Below are 21,328 nucleotides of genomic sequence, written 5' to 3'. Positions count from 1 at the left end.
CCCCGGGGCGGCGCCCGGCCTGGGGCCCGTTCCTTACAATTCGGGGCTCGTCGTGCGGGTCTCGCGCGTACCGCTCACAGATCACGCCGACCGATGAAACGCTACTGGGAAATCGATGCATTGCGCGGGCTCATGCTCGTGCTGATGACCGTCACCCACCTGCCGACCCGGCTGACCGACCCGCTCGGACAGCCCTTCGGCTTCGTGTCGGCGGCCGAGGGCTTCGTGCTGCTGTCGGCGTTCGTCTCCGGACTGGTCTACAGCCGCATCGCGCGCACCCAGGGCGTCGAATCGATGCGCCGGGCCTTCTGGCGCCGCGCGCTCAAGGTCTACCTGAGCCAGGCCGCGACGCTCCTGTTCCTGTTCACGGTCATCTCCGCCGTGGGGCTGCGCATCGACCAGCCGGCGGTCAAGAATCTCTTGTCGTTCTATCTGGCCAATCCGCGCGAGGGCTTCCTGTACTCGCTGCTGCTGATCTACGAGCCGGCGCTGCTCGACATTCTTCCGATGTACATCTTCTTCATGCTGCTGAGCCCCTGGGTGCTGGCCTTCGCGCTGCGCCATGGCTGGACCGGCGTGATGGTGGCCAGCGCCAGCCTGTGGGCGCTGGCGCAGTTCGGGCTCAGCGAATGGCTCTACGGCCTGACCGTGCGCCACACCGGCCTCGCCGTGCCTTTTCACGAGATGGGCGCCTTCAACGCCTTCGCCTGGCAGTTCCTCTGGTTCGCCGGCCTCTGGATCGGGGCCGGCCGCAATGCGCCCGGCGCGCAGCCGCTGCGCTTTCCGCCCTGGCTGGTGTTGCTCGCCGGCGCGGCTGCGCTCTACGGATTCTGGTGGCGGCACCACGGCATCAACGGCCAGGCGCCCTTCGGCGGCGATGTCGAGCTGAACCTGCTGTTCGACAAGTGGCAGCTCGGTCCGCTGCGGCTGGTCAACCTGGCGGTGCTGGGCATCGTGGCGGTCCGCTTCGGGCCCGCCTTCATGCGGCGCATTCCCCGCCTGCAGTGGCTCGAAGACCTGGGCAGCGCGTCGCTGCCGGTCTTTTGCGCTCACCTGGTGGCGGTGCTGCTGGTGCTGGCGGTCTATGGCGACAGCCAGACGGCGCGGCCCTGGTGGGGCGACGTGCTCCTGCTGGCGACGGTGTTCGGCTGGCTCTACGGCGTGGCCCGCGCCACGCTCTGGTGGGACGGGCGGCAGAAGCCGCCGGCCCTGCCGCTATCGCGCGCCCTGGGCGACTGAGGTCCCGGTCGGCGTCGTTTCCTGCAGGTGCGAGGCGATCACCGACTGCCAGAGCCGGTAGCCCTCGTCGTTGAGGTGCAGCCGGTCGCCGCGGAACAGCTCCGGCCGGGGCCGGCCGTCGGCGGCCAGCATCGGCGTGAAGACGTCGATGTAGTCGCTGTTGGGCAGCCGCTTCAGGTAGGCGCCGATCACGTTGTTGGTTTCGCGGATGCCGGGCAGCAGCTTTTCGCGCGAGGGGCTGGGCTTGACCGAGATGTAGGCGATGCGGGTGTCGGGCAGGGCGGCGCGCACGGTGCTCGCGAACTGGGCAAAGCTTTCGAGCACCTGCAGCGGCGTGCGGCCCTCGGCCAGGTCGTTGTCGCCGGCATAGACCAGGACCAGCCGCGGCCGGTAGCGCACCACGAGCTCGGAGGCGAACAGGCTGCAGTCGGCCATGGTCGAGCCGCCGAAGCCCCGGTTGACGACCACCGGCTGCTGGTTGAAATCTTGCGCAAGGCGCGACCACATGCGGATCGTGGAACTGCCGACGAAGACCACGCCGCCCGGCTCGGGCAGCTGTTCGCGGTCGGCCGCGGCAAAGGCGGCGAGGTCGCCCTGCCAGCGGGCGCGCGCGGCGCTGTAGGCGGGCGAGGGGGTGGCTGCAGGCGCCGGCGCCGCGCTGCCGGGCAGCGGCTCGGCCTGCGCCGCCAGCATGCCCGCGAACGCGAGGGAGACAAGGGCAAGGCGGGCAGCAGCTTTCATCGACACCATCAGGGAGCAACGTTCTTCGACCGGAAACCGTTGGCAGCTTCCTGCCGACGCGGGCGCAAATGGTAACGACTCGTCAGGGCGTCCCGCTCACTGGCTGTTGCGGCCGATGCCCTGGTACACGATGCCGGCCTCTTTCATGGTGCCCGGCTCGTAGAGGTTGCGGCCGTCGAACACGACCGGCGTCTTCATGAGCGCCTTGAGCCGTTCGAGGTTGGGGCTGCGGTAGGCTTTCCATTCGGTGACGATGATCAGCGCATCGGCGCCGGCCAGGGCCTCCATCGGGTCCTTGGCGGAAACGAAGCGGACGTTGTCGAGCAGCGCCGGCGCATCGGCGAAGTCCAGCTTCAGCACGCGCCGGGTCTCCTCGATCGCGATCGGATCGTGCGCCACCACCCGGGCCCCGGCGCGCAGCAGCACGTCGAGCACGACCCGGCTCGGCGCCTCGCGCATGTCGTCGGTGTTCGGCTTGAAGGCCAGTCCCCAGAGTGCGAAGGTGCGCCCGGCGAGGTCGGTGCCGAAGCGCGCCAGCACCTTGTTGGTCAGCACGCTCTTCTGGTCGTCGTTGACCGCCTCGACCGCTTCGAGCACCCGCAGCGCCTTTCCGTTGTCGCGGGCGGTCCGGGTCAGCGCCTGGATGTCCTTCGGAAAGCAGCTGCCGCCGTAGCCGGTGCCGGCGTACAGGAAGCTGTAGCCGATGCGCGGGTCGGAGCCGATGCCCTGGCGCACCGCCTCGATGTCGGCGCCGACCTGGTCGGCCAGGTTCGCCAGCTCGTTCATGAAGCTGATGCGGGTGGCCAGCATCGCGTTGGCCGCGTACTTGGTGAACTCGGCCGAGCGCACGTCCATCACCCGGGTGCGCTCGTGGTTGCGGTTGAAGGGCGCATAGAGCCGGCGCATCCAGGCCAGTGCCTCGCGGCCGTTGTCGTCGTCGCTGTAGCCGATCACGATCCGGTCGGGCCGCATGAAGTCCTCGACCGCCGCGCCTTCCTTCAGGAACTCGGGGTTGCTGACGACCGAGAACCGGAGGTCGGAACGGCCGCGCCGGTCGAGTTCCTCCTGGATCACGGCCGTGACCTTGTCGGCCGTGCCCACCGGCACCGTCGACTTGTCGACCACGACCTTGAAGCCGTTCATGTAGCGGCCGATGTTGCGCGCCGCGGCCAGCACGTACTGGAGGTCGGCGCTGCCGTCCTCGTCGGGCGGCGTGCCGACCCCGATGAACTGGATGTCGCCGAAGGCCACCGAGGCCTCGATGTCGGTCGAGAAGGACAGCCGTCTGGCCGCGACGTTCGATTCCACGACGGCCTCGAGGCCGGGTTCGTAGATCGGGATGCCGCCGGCGTTGAGGGTGGCGATCTTGCTGGCGTCGACGTCGAGGCAGAAGACGTTGTTGCCGATGTCCGCCAGGCAGGCGCCGGTGACCAGGCCGACATAGCCCGTGCCGATGATCGTGATGTTCATGCGTTCAAGCCGACTCGGGCTCCGAGAGAATCTGGTCGAAGTAGGCGATTGTCTTTTTCAGGCCTTCTTCGAGTTGCGTGCGCGGTTCCCAGCCGCCCAATGCCTGCTGCGCCAGCGAGATGTCGGGTCGGCGCTGCTTGGGATCGTCGGCGGGCAGGGGCTGCCTGACCAGCTTGCTCTTCGAGCCGGTGAGCTCGATCACCTTGTTGGCCAGCTCGAGCATCGAGAACTCGCCCGGGTTGCCGATGTTGATCGGGCCCGGCACCTCGTCGCCTGTGGCCATCATGCGCAGCATCGCTTCGAGCAGGTCGTCGACGTAGCAGAAGCTGCGCGTCTGCTGGCCGTCGCCGTAGATCGTGATGTCCTCGCCCTTCAGCGCCTGGACGATGAAGTTCGACACCACGCGGCCGTCGTTCAGGTGCATCCGCGGCCCGTAGGTGTTGAAGATGCGCACCACCTTGACGCGCAGCTGATGCTGGCGGTGGTAGTCGAAGAACAGCGTCTCGGCGCAGCGCTTGCCTTCGTCGTAGCAGCTGCGCAGGCCGATCGGGTTCACTCGGCCCCAGTAGGACTCGACCTGCGGATGGATTTCCGGGTCGCCATAGACCTCGCTGGTCGAGGCCTGCAGGATCTTGGCCCGCACGCGCTTGGCCAGACCCAGCATGTTGATGGCGCCGTGCACGCTGGTCTTGGTGGTCTGCACCGGATCGTGCTGGTAGTGGATCGGCGAGGCCGGGCAGGCGAGATTGAAGATCTCGTCGACCTCGACGTACAGCGGAAAAGTGACGTCGTGCCGCATCAGCTCGAAGCGCGGATGGTCGAGCAGGTGCTCGACGTTGCGCTTGGTGCCGGTGAAGAAGTTGTCGACGCACAGCACGTCGTGGCCCTGCTCGATGAGGCGGTCGCACAGGTGGCTGCCGAGAAAGCCGGCGCCGCCGGTGACCAGCATTCGTTTGGAGGCGTTGTATTTGCGCATGCGAGAGTCACTCCCTGGGAGGTCAGTTCGTTGGGTGCTGATGGCGTTGCTCGTACATCTTCGCGTCGACCAGCATGCGAAACCACAACGCCTGGAAAAAGGCGAAGTAGAAGCCTGTGGTGCCGTCCAGGAAGCCGAGCCGGAAAATGTAGCGGTAGATGAAATAGCCGAGCGAGCGGATGCCGGTCGGCAGCTTGTAATACAGCTCCTTGATGAAGCGGGTGCGTTCGCGGGCATCGCCCATCAGGCGCGGCTGGAGCACATTGTCTCCGGCGACGCGGGGGCCGAGCTTTTCCCTGGCCTCGGCATCGCTCCATCGGTTGTGGCTGGCGATCCAGTCGGCCAGGCGGGCCGAGTTCTTGTCGTGCATGAAGCCGTCGAGGCGGCCCGGCTTCGCGCTGCTGATGAAGTGCTGGTCGTAGAGCCGCGATTCGCAGCGGCCCAGGCCCGAACGGAAGAGCCGCAGGTGCCACGGATTGACGCCGCTGAAGCGCAGCATCCTGCCCATGAAATAGTCGCGGCGACGCAGCATGTAGGCATCGAAGGCGGGCTGGCCCGCCAGCACGGCACTGATTTCAGCCACCGCGCGGTCGTCCAGCACCTCGTCGGCGTCGAGGTGAAGCTGCCAATCGCAGCTGCCCTCGACCTGGGCGATGGCCCAGTTGCGCTGGTCGCTGTAGTTGGAGAACGGGCGCTGCATGACCGTGCAGCCCAGCGCCTCGAGGATCGCGGGAGTGCCGTCCGACGAATGCGAGTCGACCACGACGATGTGTGGGCTGGCTTTCCTGGCCTGCGCCACGGTCTCGCGAATGATCGACGCGGAATTGAAGGTCAGGATGACGATGACGCAGCGGTGTTTTTCCATGGGGTTCGGCGCTTGGAAGCAGCTTCGAAGGCAGGGTTCACCCGAATTCGTAAGCGCGAAGCATGCCAAACTTTAGCACTACATTCTTACATTTAGGAACATAGCTGACGGTCGACCCCCTCCGTCCGTCGGCCTATTGCCGTAGGACTGCACGGTTTGTGCCGACGGTGGGTGTCAGGCCAGCCGGGCCTGGTGCCGGGCGATCTGCTGGCGCACCTGCGCCGGCGCCGTGCCGCCGAGGATGTCGCGGGCGTTCAGCGAGCCGCGCAGGCTCAGCACGTCGTAGACATCCTTCTCGATCGTCGGGTTGAAGCTCTGCAGCACCGCCAACGGCAGCTCCGACAGATCGACCTGGTGCGAGATCGCCGCCTTGACCGCGTGCGCCACGGTTTCGTGGGCGTCGCGGAAGGGCAGGCCCTTCTTGACCAGGTAGTCGGCCAGGTCGGTCGCGGTGGCGTAGCCGCGCAGCGCGGCCTTCTCCATCGCCTCGGGCTTGACCGTGATCCCGCCGACCATCTCGGCAAAGATCCGCAGCGTGTCCTTCAGCGTGTCGACGGTGTCGAACAGCGGCTCCTTGTCTTCCTGGTTGTCCTTGTTGTAGGCCAGCGGCTGGCCCTTCATGAGCGTGATCAGCGCCATCAGGTGGCCGACCACGCGGCCGGTCTTGCCGCGCGCCAGCTCGGGCACGTCCGGGTTTTTCTTCTGCGGCATGATCGAACTGCCGGTGCAGAAGCGGTCGGCGATGTCAATGAAGCCGAAGGACTGGCTCATCCACAGCACCAGTTCCTCGCTCAGCCGGCTGATGTGGACCATGGCGAGCGAAGCGGCGGCCGTGAATTCGATCGCGAAGTCTCGGTCGCTCACCGCGTCCAGGCTGTTCTGGCAGACCCCGTCCATGCCCAGCGCCCGGGCCACCGCCTCGCGGTCCAGCGGGTAGCTGGTGCCGGCCAGCGCGGCGGCGCCCAGCGGCAGCCGGTTCACGCGGCGGCGCACGTCGACCATGCGTTCGGCGTCGCGCGCGAACATCTCGACATAGGCCAGCATGTGGTGGCCGAAACTCACCGGCTGGGCCACCTGCAGATGGGTGAAGCCGGGCAGGATGACCTCGACGTTCTTCGCGGCCAGTGCCAGCAGCGACTTCTGCAGGTCGACCAGCAGGCCGCCGATCAGGTCGATCTCGCCGCGCAGCCAGAGCCGCACGTCGGTGGCGACCTGGTCGTTGCGGCTGCGGCCGGTGTGCAGCCGCTTGCCGGCATCGCCGACCAGCTGGGTCAGGCGGGCCTCGATGTTGAGGTGCACGTCTTCCAGGTCGAGCTTCCAGTCGAAGGCGCCGGATTCGATTTCGTTGCGAATCTGCGTCATCCCGCCTTGAATAGCGGCGAGGTCCTGCACGCCGATGATTCCCTGGGCTGCCAACATGCCGGCATGCGCCAGAGAACCCTCGATGTCCGCCTGCCACAGCCGCTTGTCGAAGAACACGCTGGCGGTGTAGCGTTTGACCAGGTCGCTCATCGGTTCGGAGAACAGGGCGGACCAGGCTTCGGATTTCTTGTCGAGTTGGTTTTGAGTCATGGGAACCGTTCGGGAGGCAATAATGGGTTTGTCACCCATTGTTTCTGCGATGCGCAACCCGTCGATTTTATCGGCCACCCCTTCGGCGTCGCCGGCGACGCCCCCCGCCACGCCTTCGACCGCCAGGGCGAAGGGGCCCGCGCGTCCCGCGAGGGCCCTGTTCGACGCCTGCCAGACCGGGGTTGTACTGCGCATGGTGCTGTTCGTCGAGGTGGTGGTGGCGGTCACCACGCTGTTCGCGGTCTCGACCTTGTCCGAATGGCTGCTGCTGGCCGCGACGGTCACCGGCGGCGCCTTGCCGGCCACGCTGACCTGGCTGCTCGCCACCTGCGCCTTGAAGCGCCTGCTGGCCCGGCTGCCGGTTCCGGGGCAGTATGCGACCGGTGCCTTGCTCGGCGCGCTGGCCGCCCTGTATGGCTGCGGCCTGCTGCGGCTGACGGGCGTGGTCGGCAGCGCGCCATGGCTGGCCAGCGCGCTGGCCGGCGCCTTGCTGGCCGGGCTGATGATGGCGGCGCTGGCGCTTCGCGCCCGCGGCCAGACGCCGGCGGCCACCACGGCGCGGCTGGCGGAACTGCAGTCGCGGATCCGCCCGCACTTTCTTTTCAACACCTTGAACAGCGCGATCGCCCTGGTCCGGCAGGAACCGGCCAAGGCCGAGGCCATGCTCGAAGACCTGAGCGAGTTGTTCCGCCAGGCCTTGGCCGACCCGGGCGAGTCGGTCACCCTGGCCGACGAGATCGCGCTGGCCGAACGCTACCTGGCGATCGAGCAGGTGCGCTTCGGCGACCGGCTGCGCGTGCGCTGGGACATCGATGCGGACGCGCTTGGGGCCCGCCTGCCGCCCCTGCTGCTGCAGCCCCTGGTCGAAAACGCGGTCAAGCACGGTGTCGAGCCGAGCCCCGAGGGTGCCCGGCTGCGCATCCGCACCCAGCGCCGCGGCGCGATGGTGCTGATCGAGGTCATCAACAGCCTGCCGCCGCTGCGCTGGGCCGATGCGCCGCTGCCGCGCGGCCACGGCATCGCGCTGGACAACGTGCGCGATCGGCTGCGCCTGCTGCACGACATGCAGGCGCAGTTCAGCGCCGGCATGGACGACAAGAGCTATCGCGTCCGCATCGCCATTCCTGCTGAACCATGAGCATGTCGCCCCCACTTCGCACCCTCATCGTCGACGACGAATCGCTGGCGCGCTCGCGCCTGCGCAATCTTCTGGCCGACTGCCAGTCGCCGCCGGCCGAAGTCGTGGCCGAGGCGGCGCATGGCGAAGGCGCCCTCGACCAGCTGGCCCGCGCCCGTTTCGACCTGGTGCTGCTGGACATCCACATGCCGGGCCTCGACGGGCTCGAGCTGGCGCGCCGGATCCGGGCCCGGCCGGCAGCGCCGGCGGTGGTGTTCGTGACCGCCTATGCGGCCCACGCGGTCACCGCCTTCGAGCTCGAAGCCGTCGACTACCTGACCAAGCCGGTCCGCGCCGAGCGCCTGCAGCAGGCGCTGCAGAAGGCCGAGCGCTACCTGAAGGAGCGGCGGTCGCCGGTCGCCGAGCCGCAGGACGTGCTGCTGATCCAGGACCGCGGGCGCACCGAGCGGGTGCCGCTGTCGGAGATCCTGTATCTCAAGTCGGAGCTCAAGTACCTGACGGTGCGGACCGCCTCGCGCAGCCACATCTTCGACGGTTCGCTGGCCGAGCTCGAGGAGCGCTACCCGGCCCGCTTCGTCCGGGTCCATCGCAACGCGCTGGTGGCCCGCGCGGCCATCCGCACCCTCGAGAAATACGACGACGGGGAGGACGCCGAAGGGTGGGCGCTGCGGCTCGACGGCATTCCCGAGCCTGTGATGGTGTCGCGGCGCCAGTTGTCGAGCGTGCGCGAAGCACTGAGGGACGCCCGGTGACCGAGCCCGTTACCCCCGAACCCGTTACCCCCGAACCCGTCGTGGCGGCCGAAGCCCAGGAGCCTGACCGCCTGATGCTGCACATGCCGGTCGACGTCCGAAGCGCCTCGCTGGTGGTGCTGGCGGTGCTGGCCAGCGTCTTCGCGCTGCGCTGGGCGGCGGCGGTCTTCATCCCGCTGCTGGTGAGCCTCATGCTGACCTACGCACTGGCACCGCTGGTCGACCGGCTCGAACGCTGGAAGGTCTCGCGCTGGATCGGCGCGGCCGTGATCCTGCTCGGCCTCGGCGGTGCCTTCGGCTGGACCGGCTACACGCTGGCCGGCAATGCCGGCGCGCTGGTCGATTCGCTGCCCCTCGCGGCGCAGAAGCTGCGCCTCGCGATGCGCACCGACGCCCGCGGCGCCGATCCCAGCACGCTCGACACCGTCCAGAAGGCCGCGGCGCAGCTCGAGCAGGCGGCCGAGGAGAACTCGGCCAAGGTGGCTTCGCGCAAGGGCGTGGCGCGGGTGATGATCGAGCGGCCGTCTTTCAACGTGCGCGACTACCTGTGGAGCGGCACGGTCGGGCTGATCGGCGCCGCCGGCCAGCTCACGCTGGTGGCCTTCCTGACCTTCTTCGCGCTCGGCAGCGGCGACACCTTCCGCCGCAAGCTGGTCAAGATCACGGGACCCAGCCTGCAGAAAAAGAAGATCACGGTCCACGTGCTCGACGACATCACGGGCCATATCGAGCGCTACCTGCTGGTGCAGATCCTCACCAGCGCCATGGTGGGCGTCGCCACTGGCCTCGCGTTCTGGGCGATCGGCCTCGAGAACGCGGCGGTCTGGGGCATCGTGGCCGCGGTCACCAACCTGATTCCCTACATCGGCTCGGTGATCGTGATGGCCACCGCCGGACTGGTCGCCTTCCTGCAGTTCAACGGCATCGAGATGGCACTGCTGGTCGGCGGCACCTCGCTGGTCATTCACACGCTGATCGGCAACCTGCTGGTGCCATTCCTCACCAGCAAGACCAGCCGCATGAACCCGGTGGCGGTGTTCGTCGGCGTGATCTTCTGGGGCTGGCTGTGGGGCATCTGGGGCCTGCTGCTGGGCATCCCGATCATGATGGTCGTCAAGGCGGTCTGCGACCACGTCGAAGACCTGGAGCCGATCGGGGAACTGCTGGGGGATTGAGCCGGGCGCCGCTCAGCCGATCTGCACGATCGCGTCCTGCGGCCACATCCGCCAGATCACCCATTCGCCGATCGCCGCCCGGTGCGTCGCCGGCGCCGTTCCCGATTCCCCGAACCGCAGCGTGAATCGCTTGCCGGCCAACCGCAGCGCGATCTCGAAACCCGGCCAGTGGGCCGGCACGCGCGGCGTCAGTGCGAGCTGGTCGCCGCGCACCGAGAGGCCCAGCAGCGTCTCTACCGCCGCCCGGTGCAGCCATGCGGCCGAGCCCGTGTACCAGCTCCAGCCGCCCCGGCCTGCGTAGGGTGCGGCGCTGTAGATGTCGCCCGCCATCACGTAGGGCTCGATCTCGTAGAGCGGGCCGCGCTCCGGATGGCGCGCGCGGTGTGCGGGGCTCAGTCCCTCGAAGGTGTCCCATGCGCCTTCGGTGTCGCCATTCAGGGCCTGCGCCATGAGCGCCCACACGGCGGCGTGCGCGTACTGGCCGCCGTTCTCGCGCACGCCGGGCGGGTAGGCCTGGATGTACCCCGGGTTGTTCGGCGAATGCGCGAGCGGCGGATCCAGCAGCCGCATCAGGCCGAGGCGTTCGTCGTGAAGGTGCGACTTCATGGACGCCAGGGCCACCCCCGTGTGTGTCTGGTCCGAGGCACCGGAGAGCACCGACCAGGCCTGCGCGATCAGGTCGATCGCGCATTCGTCGTTGATCGACGAGCCGAGCGGCGCGCCGTTGTCGAAGAAGGCGCGCCGGAACCAGGCGCCATCCCAGCCGGCGGCGTGCAGCGCGGTGATCCATCCCTGCCGGGCGGCCAGCCAGCGCTTCGCGCGCTCGCCCTCGCCGCGTGCCAGCGCGAAGGGGGCGAAACGCTCGACCACGCTGCACAGGAACCAGGCCAGCCAGACCGACTCGCCGCGGCCTTCGTGGCCGACCCGGTTCATGCCGTCGTTCCAGTCGCCGGTGCCCATCAGCGGCAGCCCGTGCAGGCCGGTCGCGAGGCTCTTGTCGATCGCGCGGGCGCCGTGCTCGTAGACGCTCGCGCTCTGCTCGCTGGTGCGCGGCGGGTAGTAGGCGTCCTCGGCACCCTCGGGGATCACCGGGCCGTCGAGAAATGACACGCGCTCGTCGAGCAGCGAGCGGTCCGCACTGACTTCGACGTAGTGGGCGGCGGCGAAGGGCAGCCACAGCAGGTCGTCCGAGAAATGCGTGCGCACGCCGGCGCCGCCGGGCATGTGCCACCAGTGCTGGACGTCGCCCTCGGGGAATTGCCGCGCCGCGTTGACGAGGATCTGCTCGCGCAGGCGCAGCGGGTCGGTCAGCGCGAAGGCCATCGCGTCCTGCAGCTGGTCGCGGAAGCCGAAGGCGCCGCCGGCCTGGTAGAAGCCCGCCTTGGCCCAGAGGCGGCAGGACAGCGTCTGGTACACCAGCCAGCGGTTGACCATGGCGTCGAACAACGGGTCGGGGGTGCTCACCTGCAGCCGGCCCAGCAGTTCGTCCCAGAAGCCGCGTGCCTGCGCCAGCGCTTCGCCGATGTCGCGCTGCTGCCAGCGCCGCGCCATGTCGACGGCGGCCTCGGCGCTGTCGGCATGTCCCAGCATGAAGCAGAAGCTGGTGCTGGCGCCGGCCGCCAGGCTGAACTCGCCGGCCACCGCCGCGCAGGCATCGAGGCCGCTGCCGGCTCGCCCGGCCAGGCTGTCGGGCAGCTCGATGCTGCCGCGCCCGGCGAAGAACTCGCTGCGGTCGCTGGTCCATTGGGTGGCCCCGCCGAGGCCGGCGATGGCGACAAAGCCACTGCTGCCGCCGAAGCCGGCACTCGATTCGCGCTGCTGACCGAACACGGCGGGCAGGTCTTCGGGCTTCCAGGTGTGGACCGTGCGCCGTTCGCCGCGGGCCGCGCCGAGCTGCCACTCGACCATCGCGACGGCGCGCAGCCGGCGCGCGCCGACGCCTTCGTTGCGCACCTTCACCTGGACCAGCTTGATGCGCTCCTCGCGATCGGCGAAGAAGGTGGTCTCGAGCACCACGTTGCGGTGCAGGCATTCGAACACCGTGTAGCCCTGGCCGTGCCGCACGCGATGCCTGGCCGCGGCGCCGCCCCGGCCGGCCGGCGTCAGCGGCAGCAGTTCGCGGCTGTCGAGGTCCTGCAGCAGGTAGTGCTCGAAGGCCGGGTCCTGGACCGGATCGTTGGACCAGGGCGTGACCTGGTGCAGGCGGCTGTTGGTGGCCCAGGTGTAGCCGGTGCCGGCTTCGGAGACCTGGAAGCCGAAGCTCGGGTTGGCGATGACATTGACCCACGGCCGCGCGGTGCGGCGATTGACGTCGACCTCGAAGCGGAATTCCCCGCTCTGCGCATCGAAGGCGCCTTGCGGCGCGCTCGCCGCGTCGGCCAGGTGCGCCATCGCGGGAAGCCGGGCGATCGCCAGCGGCGGCCTCGCCGCCGCGCCTTCGGACGGCGGGCCCGCCGATTCGCGCAGCGCCGCCACCTGGGACTCCAGCGTCCGTCCGTCGGCCGTGAAGACAGCCCGCGCCAGGCTCGACAGCGCGGCCTTCTCGGCCGGCGTCAGTTCGGCATCGCGCAGCAGGTAAAAGCCGGCCGCATCATTGCGCGGGAAGCTGTTCTGAGTCTGCTGCGCGACCCGGCTGCGCAGTGCCTCGATGTCGCGCTGCAGCGGCATCAGGTAGGAGTGTGGCTCGCCGTTGATCACCACCAGGTCGCAGGCGACGCCGCCGAAGCCCCACCAGGGCTGGGCCCGCAGCAAGGTGTCGACCAGGCCCACGCCGGCCGTCGAATGGATCGTCACGAGCACGATCGGCTTGTCGCCCGAGATGCCGAAGCGCCAGATCTGGCGCAGGTCGATCAGGCCGCGATCGCGCATGGTGCGCGGCGTGGTGTAGGTCAGGATGGTCGTGAGGTCCTGCAGCGCGAGATTCTTCGCCGGGTCGATGCTGAGGTCGCGCAGCCGCACCTGCGCCAAGGTGGCGGCCATCCGGGTCGCGCGCTCCACGTGCATCGGTTGCAGGTAGCGGTCGATGCAGGGCATCAGCGTCTCGATGCTGTCGCCGGCCGCGGTCGCGAAGGTCAGGCGCGCGCTGGCGCCCGGCGCGACCGACAGCGTGACCCGCAGGCAGGCGATCGGGTCGAGCCCGTTGACCGGCGTGCCGTCGGCGGCCAGCGGCTGGGCGTCGAGCGCGGGCTCGGCCAAGGTGCGGTTGCGTCCGATGAAGGCGCGGCGGTCGGTCATGCAGTCCACCGCCAGCACCTGCGCATCGACCGCGGCGACGAAGTGCGCGGCGGCCACCACCGGGTCGCCGTGCAGGCGCGGCTTGCGTGCCATCAGCAGCGCGCGCCAGCCCGGCTCCCAGCGGCTCTCGACGAACAGGTTGGCGAAGGCCGGATGGGCCTCGTCGGCCTTCGGGTTCGACAGCACCGGCTCGAAGTACGAGATCAGTTCGAGGATGCGGGCCTCGCTGCCCGTGTTGTGCAGTTCGACGGTGCGCAGCTCGGTGTCGTCCTCGGGGCTGATCAGCACCGTGGTTCGCGCCTGCAGGCCCGGGCCGCTGGCTTCGAACTGCACCTGGTCGGCCAGGAAGCGCGCGCCGTAGCGCCAGCCGGGGCCCGGCGCCGGGAGCGCGGTCAGCGAGGCCAGCGCGTGGGTCTGTGTGTCGCGCACATAGAAGAAGCTGCCGTAGCCGTCGCGCAGCGGATCGTCGCGCCAGCGGCTGACGTTGAACGAACGCCATCGGCTGACGCCAGCGCCGTTGGCGCGCAGCGCCACCGTGTAGCGGCCGTTCGACAGCAGATGGGTCGGCTGGAAGCCGGCGCCCATCGGATCGACCGTGCGCGGCTGGAACACCGGCGCCGCCTCGCCGGTGGCCGGCTCGGGCGGCGTGCGCGGATCGGCGCTGCCGATGATCTGGCGCGGCGTGCGCTCATGCAGCAGGGAGGCGTGCGCCTGCACCAGCGGCGCGCTGCCGAACCAGCGCCGCGCCGCGCCGCCGCGCACCGCGTTGCACAAGGCCACCAGCGACATGCCCTGGTGATGCGCCATCACGTTGCGCACCACGGTGAAGGCCTGGCCATCGGTCTGGCGCGAGACCGTGAAGTCGACCGCGTCGTAGAAGCCGAACTCCCCGCGCGCCCCGAGCGATTCGAGCCGGCGCAGGTTGGCGACCGCGTCGACCGGCGCGATCGCCGCCGCCATGGCGCTGGCATAGGGCGCCACCACGCGGTCGGCCGGCGGCGTGCGGCGCAGTGCGAGCCGCGGCACGCCGAAGGGCGAGTACTGGTAGGCGAGCGAATGGTCCTGCGCGAAGTAGGCGGATTCGGAGACGCCCCAGGGCAGGCCCTGGGCGTTGCCGAAGACCTGCTGCTCGCCGATCGCGGCGCGCATCGCGACCTCGAGCAGCCCGCCCTCGGGCTCGGCCATCACCAGCGTGGGCATCAGGTACTCGAACATCGAACCCGACCAGGACTTGAGCCCCGGCAGCACGCCGACCGACAGGAACGGCCGCCCGAGCGCCATCCAGTGGCGCCGCGGCACGTCGCCCTTGGCGATCGCGAGGAAGCTCAGCAGGCGCGCCTCGGAGGCCAGCAGGTCGTAGTAGCTGGCATCGAGCAGGTTGTCGTCGACCCGCAGCCCGATGTGGAACAGGTGGCGCTTGGTGTCGTAGAGGCCGCTGAAGTCCATCCCGGCGCAGAGGGTCTCGCAGCGCACGGCGAGCGCCTCGAGCGCTGCGGCCTCGGATGCGTCGCTGCCTTCGGCGGCGAAGCCGCGGCAGGCCTGTGCCACGGCGATCAGGTGGCCGGCGAGGTTGCCGCTGTCGACACTGGACACATAGGCCGGCGGCAGCTTCTGCAGGTTCCGGGTGTCATACCAGTTGTAGAGATGGCCCTGGTGCTTGTCGAGCCGGTCGATGGCGTCGAGCGTGGCGGCCAGCCGCCCGGCCAGCGCCGGGGTGCCGATCCAGCCGAACTCCCGGGCGCAGCAGCAGGCCAGCAGGTACATGCCGATGTTGGTCGGCGAGGTGCGGTGCGCGACGGTCGGCTCGGGCTCGAACTGCAGGTTGTCGGGCGGCAGGTGATTGTCTTCGGGGCCGACGACATGCTCGAAGAAACGCCAGCAGTCGCGTGCCAGTGTCTCGAGATAGCGCTGGTGCTCGGGTTCGAGGGTGCTCGCGGACCCGGTCGGTGTGCGGCTGCTCCACCAGGCCGCCAGCGGGGCCAGCGCCCACAGCGCGAAGAGCGAGGCGCCGAGCCAGGGGTGCGGGCTCCGGAGCGATGCCAGCGCGAGCGCGATGCAGGCTGCGCTGCTGAGCGCCGAGCCGCGCACGAAATCGATCAACGCGTAGCGCGCCTGCGCCTGGGCCTGCGCGGCAGTGGTCCATTCGAGCAGATGCCGCCGGCTGGCCAGCAGCCTCCATGCGGCCCGCGCGCTGGCGTCCAGAAGCAGGCGTGCCTGCGCCGCCAGCTGCACGAACTGCCAGCACGCGCCGGCCATCGCGCGCAGCAGTTCGGTGCCGCCGACATCGAAGAAATGCGGCAGCTCGATCGAGCGTCGGGTCGGCACCAGTCCCGCCAGCGCCCCGAGCAGCGGGCCGAGCACCAGGGCCGATGCCACGGCGGCGAACGCCCACGACAGTGGCAGTGCGTCCGTGAAGAGGACCCAGGCGAGCAGCGCCGCCGAGGCCGGCACCACCAGGGCGCGCCGCAGGTTGTCGCACATCTTCCAGAGCCCGAGTGCGTCGATGCCGAAGCGCCACGGGCGCAGCATCAGCGGCAGCAGCTGCCAGTCGCCGCGGGTCCAGCGATGCACGCGCGAGGCGGCCACGCCGGCGTGATGCGGATGGTCCTCGACCAGCACCAGGTCGCTCACCACGGCGCAGCGCGCCACCGTGCCTTCGAGCAGGTCGTGGCTCAGCACCGCGCCGTCGGGCAGCCGGCGGTCGAGCGTGGCGTGCACCGCCTGGACGTCGAGCAGCCCCTTGCCGGTGAAGGAACCGGTGCCGAAGACGTCCTGGTAGATGTCGGAGGCGCTGTTGCTGTAGGGGTCGAGGCCGCACTGGCCGGCGAACATCCAGTGAAACGGGGAGCGCTCCTCGCGCTCCGGGAACGGTGTGACGATGCGCGGCTGAAAGATGCCGAAGCCGGCCGTGACGCGCCGGCCGGCGGGGTCGGTCTGCGGCGCGTTCAGCGGGTGCGCCGCCACCGCCACCAGCTCGCGCAGCGTACCGGGGGGCAGGCCGGTGTCGCTGTCGAGCGTCATCACGTAGGGAATGCGGTCGGCGAGCCCGGCGCCGCCGGCTTCCGCCACGAAGCCGCTGGCGTCGCCGGTGGCCAGCAGGCGCAGCAGCATCTCGAGCTTGCCGCGCTTGCGCTCCCAGCCCATCCACCGCTGCTCGGTCTCGGACCAGGTGCGCGGCCGGTGCAGCAGCAGGAAGCGCGCGCCGGCGCCGGGATAGGTGTCGTTGAGCGCGCCGATCCGGCGCAGGGCGTCGTCCAGCAGCAGCGAATCGCCGGGCATCGACGCCTGGTCGGCATCGGCCCAGTCGGTGAGCAGCGCGAACTGGGCCTGGTCTTCGCGGTTGGCGAGCCAGTGCAGCTCGAGCCGCCGGGCCAGCTGCGCGTTCGCCTCGATCGAACTCAGCATCGAAGGCACCACGACCAGCACGCGGTGCGCCGGCGGAATGCCGTCGGCGAATTCGAGCCTTGGCAGGGCCCGGACCCGGGTCGATTCCGCGACGATGCGGTGCACCAGCGCGATCACCGCTTCGGACAGCGGCCAGGCGAGCAGCACCAGCGCCACCACCGCGGTCCAGGCGGCGTCGGGCCAGCCGTTGCGATTCAGACCGTGGACCGCGGCGGCCAGCAGCAGCGAGGTGCCGGTGGCGATGGCCGCCAGGTAGAGCGCCAGGCGCCAGTTGCGGGGCTGGCGGCGGTGCCGCACCGCCGCGGCCTTGTCATCGCTGCGTGCCGGTGCGAGCGCGGCGACCAGTTCCGGGCGGCCTTCACCGAACAGGTAGTAGCCGGCCGTCCGTTCGGCGCTCGACCCGCGGGCCGGCTGCGCGACTTCGGGGACGTCGGCATCGGCGGCGGCCTGCAGCGCCAGTCCGACCACGGCCTGCGCCACCTCGCGCTCCGTTTGCCTGGTGCTTCGCGCCACCTGTTCCATCGCCTGCGTGATCTGCTGGCGCGTGATTTCGCTCTCGCTGCCGAAGCTCGGCAGCTCGCGCAGCACCCGCAGCGAGCGGCTCACGGGCTCGATCAGGTCGGCCCAGTCGACTTGGCCGATCATGCGCAGCGTCGTGATGATGTTGCCGACCGTGAGGTTGGCCGCCGCCTGCGCGGATTGGGCGTCGGCGATCAGCGCCGGGCCGTTCGGGCAGTGCTGCTCGCACCACTTGACGAGCGCGGGCGGATGCTCGCCCTGTTCGACCGGCAGCCGTTGCCAGAGCTGGGTCAGGTAGCTGTCCTGCATGCCGCGGCTCTGCAGTGCGCGATACAGCACGTCGAGTTCGTGCGACGACAGCGAATCGGCCGCGTCCCAGGCCGCGTGCGCCACTTCGCGCGCGACCTTGTTCTCCGCGATGCTTTCGGCGACCCGGCGCAGGTTCTCGAGCAGCACCACGCGCAGGGTGGTCGGCAGCGCCCACAGTTCGCCGAGCGTGAGCTCGTTGATGTCCTGGTAGGCATCCAGGAAAGCCGTGAACAGCGTCTTGTTGAGGACGCTGTCGGTGTGCGCCACGTAGGCCCAGGCGATCCCGTAGACACGCGGCAGCCCGGCCAGCGGCGGCACCGCGAGCTTCGGCAGGCGCGCGTAGTAGCGGCGCGGCACGCCTTCGCGGATCTGCTGCAGCTGCGCCTCGACCAGGTGGAAGTTGTCGAGCAGCCATTCGGCCGCTGGCGACACATAGCGCCCGCTGCGCGAGATCAGCGCGATGTAGTCGTAGGCGCTGCGCAGCGAGTCGAGGTTCTTGTCGACCCGCGGAAAGAAGGGGTGGCCGTCGCCGCGCGCATCTGCGGATTGCACCACCTGCGCCCGTGCCAGGCTGTGGCCGTGCTGTGCGAAACGCTGGGCGCCGAACAGCTCGGCGCGGATCGGCGCTTCGACCGGCTCGTGCGGCCCGAGCAGGAGGGCGCGCGCGTACTGACTGAGGGTGTCGAGCCGGTCGACGACCGCCGCGGCACTCAAGCGAACGCGAACAGTCCGATGGCGAGCACGCCGGCCACGCAGGCCATGGTCACGATGCGGCCAGCGACGACGGATCGCACCTGCTGCAGATGGCTGCGGACCGCGAACCATCGTCCCTGGGCCCGTGCGCAATGCCGCATGTGCGAAGCCAGCGCGTCGAAGTCGCCGCTGACGAAGTCGATCGGGGAACGGACAAGCGATTGCGGGGATGACATGGCGGAGTTTTCCTGTGAACGACCCTGAAGCCGCCGCGCGATTGCGAGAGCTGTGAACGTGGGGGTCAGGGTACTCCCTCTGCCATGGCCTTTATTTCCGCTTGGCCGTGAATAGGTGTAGGAGATCGCGGACAGTGTCCGCTCGCGCCAGTTCAGCCGGTGTTGCGCAGGCCCGCCGCCACCCCGTTGATCGACATGTGGATGCCCTTCTGCAGCCGCTCGTCGACCTGGCCCGCGCGGTAGCGGCGCATCAGCTCGACCTGCAGGTGGTGCAGCGGATCGATGTAGGGGAAGCGGTGCCGGATCGAACGCTGCATGTCGGCGTTGCCTTCCAGGCGCTGCCTGGCGCCGGTGATCAAGGTCAGCGCGTCGGAGGTGCGGTGCCATTCGGCCTCGATCATCGAGAACACCTTCTGCCGCAGCTTCTTCTCGGCCACCAGCTCCGAGTAGCGCGAGGCCAGGGCCAGGTCGCTCTTGGCCAGCACCATGTCCATGTTCGACAGCAAGGTGCGAAAGAAGGGCCACTGCGCGTACATGCGCTGCAGCAGCGCCTGGCGTTCCTTGCGCGCGGCCGGGTTGGCCGCCTGCGCGAGGAAGCGCTCGATCGCCGAGCCGAAGCCATACCAGCCGGGCAGCGTCAGGCGGCACTGGCCCCAGCTGAAGCTCCAGGGTACGGCGCGCAGGTCCTCGATGCTGCGGCTCGGATTGCGCGAGGCCGGGCGCGAGCCGATGTTGAGTTCGGCGATCTCGCGGATCGGCGTGGCGCTGAAGAAGTAGTCGCCGAAGCCCGGCGTCTCGTAGACCAGTGCGCGGTACGCGGCCATGCTGGCCGCCGACAGTTCGGCCGCCGCGGCGACGAAGGTGGCGGGCGCGGCCTTGGCGGTCGGCAGCAGCGTGGCCTCGAGCGTCGCGGCCACCAGCGTCTCGAGGTTGCGGCGGCCGATCTCGCTGTTGGCGTACTTCGAGCCGATCACCTCGCCCTGTTCGGTCAGCCGGATCTGCCCGCGCACCGTGCCCGGCGGCTGCGCGAGGATCGCCTGGTAGCTCGGACCGCCGCCGCGCCCCACGGTGCCGCCGCGGCCATGGAACATCCGCAGCCGGATCGCCACCCCGCTGTGCGCATTGAGGTCGTCGAACAGCGCCACCAGCGCCAGCCCGGCGCGGTACAGCTCCCAGTTGCTGGTGAAGATGCCGCCGTCCTTGTTGCTGTCGCTGTAGCCCAGCATCACGTCCTGCTCGGCGCCCGAGCGCTGGATCAGCGCGTGGATGCCCGGCAGCGCGTAGAAGGCGCGCACGATCGGCGCCGCGTTGCGCAAGTCCTCGATGGTTTCGAACAGCGGCACGACGATCAGGTCGCAGGTGGCGTTGTCGGCGAGCGTGCCGCGCAGCAGGCCCACTTCCTTCTGGAGCAGCAGCGCCTCCAGCAGGTCGCTCACGGTCTCGGTGTGGCTGATGATGTAGTGGCGGATCGCCGCGGTGCCGAAGCGCGCCCGCGCGGTGCGGGCGGCGGCGAAGATCGCGAGCTCGCTCCTGGCGAGCGCGGAGTAATCGGCGTCGGGCACGCGCAGCGGCCGGGCGTCGTCGAGCAGGCGCAGCAGCAGCGCCTGCTTGTCCTCTTCGGACAGCGCGGCGTAGGCCGGCTCGATGCGTGCGGTGGCCAGCAGCTCGGCCACCACCGCTTCGTGCTTGTCGGAGCTCTGGCGCAGGTCGACGGTCGCCAGGTGGAAGCCGAATACCTCGACCGCCCGGATCAGCGGATGCAGGCGCGGCGCGGCGAGCACGCTGCCGTGCTTGTCGGCCAGCGACTCCTCGATGGTGTGCAGGTCGGCCAGCAGTTCCTCGGCCGTGGCGTAGGGGTTCTGCGGCCGCACCGCGTGGCGCGCGGCCTCGCCGCCCGTGAGCTCGCGCAAGGTGGCGGCGAGCCGCGCGTACATGCCGGTCAGCGCCCGGCGGTAGGGCTCGTCGACCCGGTGCTCGTTCTTGTCGGGCGAGCGCTCGGCCAGCGCCTGCATCTCGATCGAGACGTCGACCAGCCCGGCCGACAGCGACAGTTCGCCGCCGAGGTAGTGCAGTTCGGTGAGGTAGTGGCGCAGCGCCAGTTCGCTCTGGCGCTTGAGGGCGTATTCGAGGGTCTCGGCGGTCACGTTGGGATTGCCGTCGCGATCGCCGCCGATCCACTGGCCCATGCGCAGGAACGGCGCCACCGCAGGCACGCTGCTGCCATGGGCCAGGGCCTTCTCGAGCTCGGCATAGACGCGCGGAATCTCGCGCAGGAAGGTGGCCTCGTAGTAGCTCAGCGCGTTCTCGATCTCGTCGGCCACGGTGAGCTTCGAAAAGCGCAGCAGGCGCGTCTGCCACAGCTGGGTCACGCGGGTGCGCATCTGGCGTTCGTTGTCGGCGTACTCGATGGGCGTCAGCGCGTCCTTGCTCCCGGCGAAGGCGCGCTGGCGCAGCGCGATCTCGTCGCGCGCCGTGAGCAGCTGCGCGATGGCGCGCTCGGCGTCCAGGATGCTCTTGCGCTGCACTTCTGTCGGGTGCGCCGTGAGCACCGGCGAGACATAGCTGTGGGCCAGCGACTCGACCACCGCCTCGGGCTTGATGCCGGCCTTGCGGATGCGCGCCAGCGCCGTCTCCAGACTGCCCTCGGCGCTCTCGCCCGCGCGCTCGGCCTCGGTGCGCCGGCGGATCTGGTGCCGGTCCTCCGCCAGGTTGGCCAGGTGGCTGAAGTAGGTGAAGGCGCGGATCACGCTCACGGTCTCGGCCGCGCTGAGCCCTTTCAGCACGTTCTTCAGGGCCCGGTCCGCGGCATGGTCGGCATCGCGCCGGAAGGCCACCGACAGGGTGCGGATCTTCTCGACCAGCGCGTAGCTCTCGTCGCCTTCCTGTTCGCGGATCACATCGCCCAGGATGCGCCCGAGCAGCCGGATGTCAGCAATCAGCGGCAGGTCTTCGTCACGGGTCCGGCGCTTCGCGGCAACCGGTGCGGGGCTCGTCTTCATTCGAA

Annotated in this window: 12 protein-coding genes; 4 read left to right on the top strand and 8 right to left on the bottom strand. The window is 69.6% G+C overall.

All coding sequences use genetic code 11. From position 1 onward, the window contains the following. Positions 1-93: 93 nt before the first annotated feature. The gene (gene opgC, locus AC1DF3_RS17275; RefSeq protein ID WP_286536923.1) at positions 94-1,239 is read left to right on the top strand and encodes an OpgC domain-containing protein; all 1,146 of its coding nucleotides are present in this window, start codon (positions 94-96) and stop codon (positions 1,237-1,239) included. Here opgC and AC1DF3_RS17270 read toward each other — a convergent pair. From AC1DF3_RS17270 to argH, 5 genes are all read right to left on the bottom strand, one after another. After that, positions 1,216-1,989: an SGNH/GDSL hydrolase family protein gene (locus tag AC1DF3_RS17270; RefSeq protein WP_478140295.1), complete on the bottom strand. Its 774-nt coding sequence runs from the start codon at positions 1,987-1,989 to the stop codon at positions 1,216-1,218. The genes opgC and AC1DF3_RS17270 overlap by 24 nt on opposite strands. An 87-nt stretch (positions 1,990-2,076) precedes the next feature. Next, positions 2,077-3,450, bottom strand: a complete 1,374-nt coding sequence (locus AC1DF3_RS17265; protein ID WP_286536925.1) for a UDP-glucose dehydrogenase family protein — start codon at positions 3,448-3,450, stop codon at positions 2,077-2,079. Between the two features lie 4 nt (positions 3,451-3,454). Next, complete coding sequence (locus AC1DF3_RS17260; protein WP_286536926.1) at positions 3,455-4,426, bottom strand: UDP-glucuronic acid decarboxylase family protein; 972 nt, start codon at positions 4,424-4,426, stop codon at positions 3,455-3,457. A 22-nt stretch (positions 4,427-4,448) separates the two neighbouring features. Beyond that, on the bottom strand, positions 4,449-5,291 hold the full coding sequence (locus AC1DF3_RS17255) for a glycosyltransferase family 2 protein (RefSeq protein ID WP_286536927.1): 843 nt from the start codon (positions 5,289-5,291) through the stop codon (positions 4,449-4,451). 174 nt (positions 5,292-5,465) lie between these two features. Next, entirely contained in the window at positions 5,466-6,863 is a 1,398-nt protein-coding gene (argH, locus tag AC1DF3_RS17250; protein ID WP_286536928.1) for an argininosuccinate lyase, read from the bottom strand. A gap of 49 nt (positions 6,864-6,912) precedes the next feature. Here argH and AC1DF3_RS17245 point away from each other — a divergent pair, with 49 nt between their 5' ends. Genes AC1DF3_RS17245 through AC1DF3_RS17235 form a run of 3 tightly spaced genes read left to right on the top strand, consistent with a single transcriptional unit; the run spans position 6,913 to position 9,928 of the window. Then, positions 6,913-8,001, top strand: coding sequence for a sensor histidine kinase (locus AC1DF3_RS17245; RefSeq protein WP_478140326.1), 1,089 nt, complete (start codon positions 6,913-6,915; stop codon positions 7,999-8,001). A 2-nt stretch (positions 8,002-8,003) separates the two neighbouring features. Beyond that, complete coding sequence (locus AC1DF3_RS17240; protein ID WP_301804718.1) at positions 8,004-8,753, top strand: LytR/AlgR family response regulator transcription factor; 750 nt, start codon at positions 8,004-8,006, stop codon at positions 8,751-8,753. Continuing rightward, positions 8,750-9,928 carry an AI-2E family transporter gene (locus AC1DF3_RS17235; RefSeq protein WP_478140294.1) on the top strand — a complete coding sequence of 393 codons (1,179 nt, stop codon included), beginning with the start codon at positions 8,750-8,752 and terminating at the stop codon, positions 9,926-9,928. Before AC1DF3_RS17240 ends, AC1DF3_RS17235 begins: the two co-directional genes overlap by 4 nt. A gap of 12 nt (positions 9,929-9,940) precedes the next feature. Here the strand turns inward: AC1DF3_RS17235 and AC1DF3_RS17230 are convergent, their stop codons facing one another. The 3 genes from AC1DF3_RS17230 to ppc form a co-directional block, all read right to left on the bottom strand. After that, complete coding sequence (locus AC1DF3_RS17230) at positions 9,941-18,109, bottom strand: glycoside hydrolase family 94 protein (RefSeq protein ID WP_478140293.1); 8,169 nt, start codon at positions 18,107-18,109, stop codon at positions 9,941-9,943. Then, positions 18,106-18,324 (bottom strand): hypothetical protein, encoded by a 219-nt coding sequence (locus tag AC1DF3_RS17225; protein WP_286536932.1) that lies wholly within the window; start codon positions 18,322-18,324, stop codon positions 18,106-18,108. Before AC1DF3_RS17225 ends, AC1DF3_RS17230 begins: the two co-directional genes overlap by 4 nt. Positions 18,325-18,476: 152 nt before the next feature. Then, positions 18,477-21,323, bottom strand: a complete 2,847-nt coding sequence (gene ppc / locus AC1DF3_RS17220) for a phosphoenolpyruvate carboxylase (RefSeq protein WP_478140292.1) — start codon at positions 21,321-21,323, stop codon at positions 18,477-18,479. Positions 21,324-21,328: the final 5 nt, after the last annotated feature.

Source organism: Variovorax sp. 10N432, assembly GCF_056394465.1.
The sequence above is the reverse complement of the archived record's forward strand: the minus strand, read 5'-3'. Positions and strand labels throughout refer to the sequence as shown.

Coding starts and splice junctions, on each gene's coding strand:
- opgC (WP_286536923.1), top strand. CDS start 94: ATGAAACGCTACTGGGAAATCGATGCATTGCGCGGGCTCATGCTCGTG.
- AC1DF3_RS17270 (WP_478140295.1), bottom strand. CDS start 1,989: ATGGTGTCGATGAAAGCTGCTGCCCGCCTTGCCCTTGTCTCCCTCGCG.
- AC1DF3_RS17265 (WP_286536925.1), bottom strand. CDS start 3,450: ATGAACATCACGATCATCGGCACGGGCTATGTCGGCCTGGTCACCGGC.
- AC1DF3_RS17260 (WP_286536926.1), bottom strand. CDS start 4,426: ATGCGCAAATACAACGCCTCCAAACGAATGCTGGTCACCGGCGGCGCC.
- AC1DF3_RS17255 (WP_286536927.1), bottom strand. CDS start 5,291: ATGGAAAAACACCGCTGCGTCATCGTCATCCTGACCTTCAATTCCGCG.
- argH (WP_286536928.1), bottom strand. CDS start 6,863: ATGACTCAAAACCAACTCGACAAGAAATCCGAAGCCTGGTCCGCCCTG.
- AC1DF3_RS17245 (WP_478140326.1), top strand. CDS start 6,913: ATGCGCAACCCGTCGATTTTATCGGCCACCCCTTCGGCGTCGCCGGCG.
- AC1DF3_RS17240 (WP_301804718.1), top strand. CDS start 8,004: ATGTCGCCCCCACTTCGCACCCTCATCGTCGACGACGAATCGCTGGCG.
- AC1DF3_RS17225 (WP_286536932.1), bottom strand. CDS start 18,324: ATGTCATCCCCGCAATCGCTTGTCCGTTCCCCGATCGACTTCGTCAGC.
- ppc (WP_478140292.1), bottom strand. CDS start 21,323: ATGAAGACGAGCCCCGCACCGGTTGCCGCGAAGCGCCGGACCCGTGAC.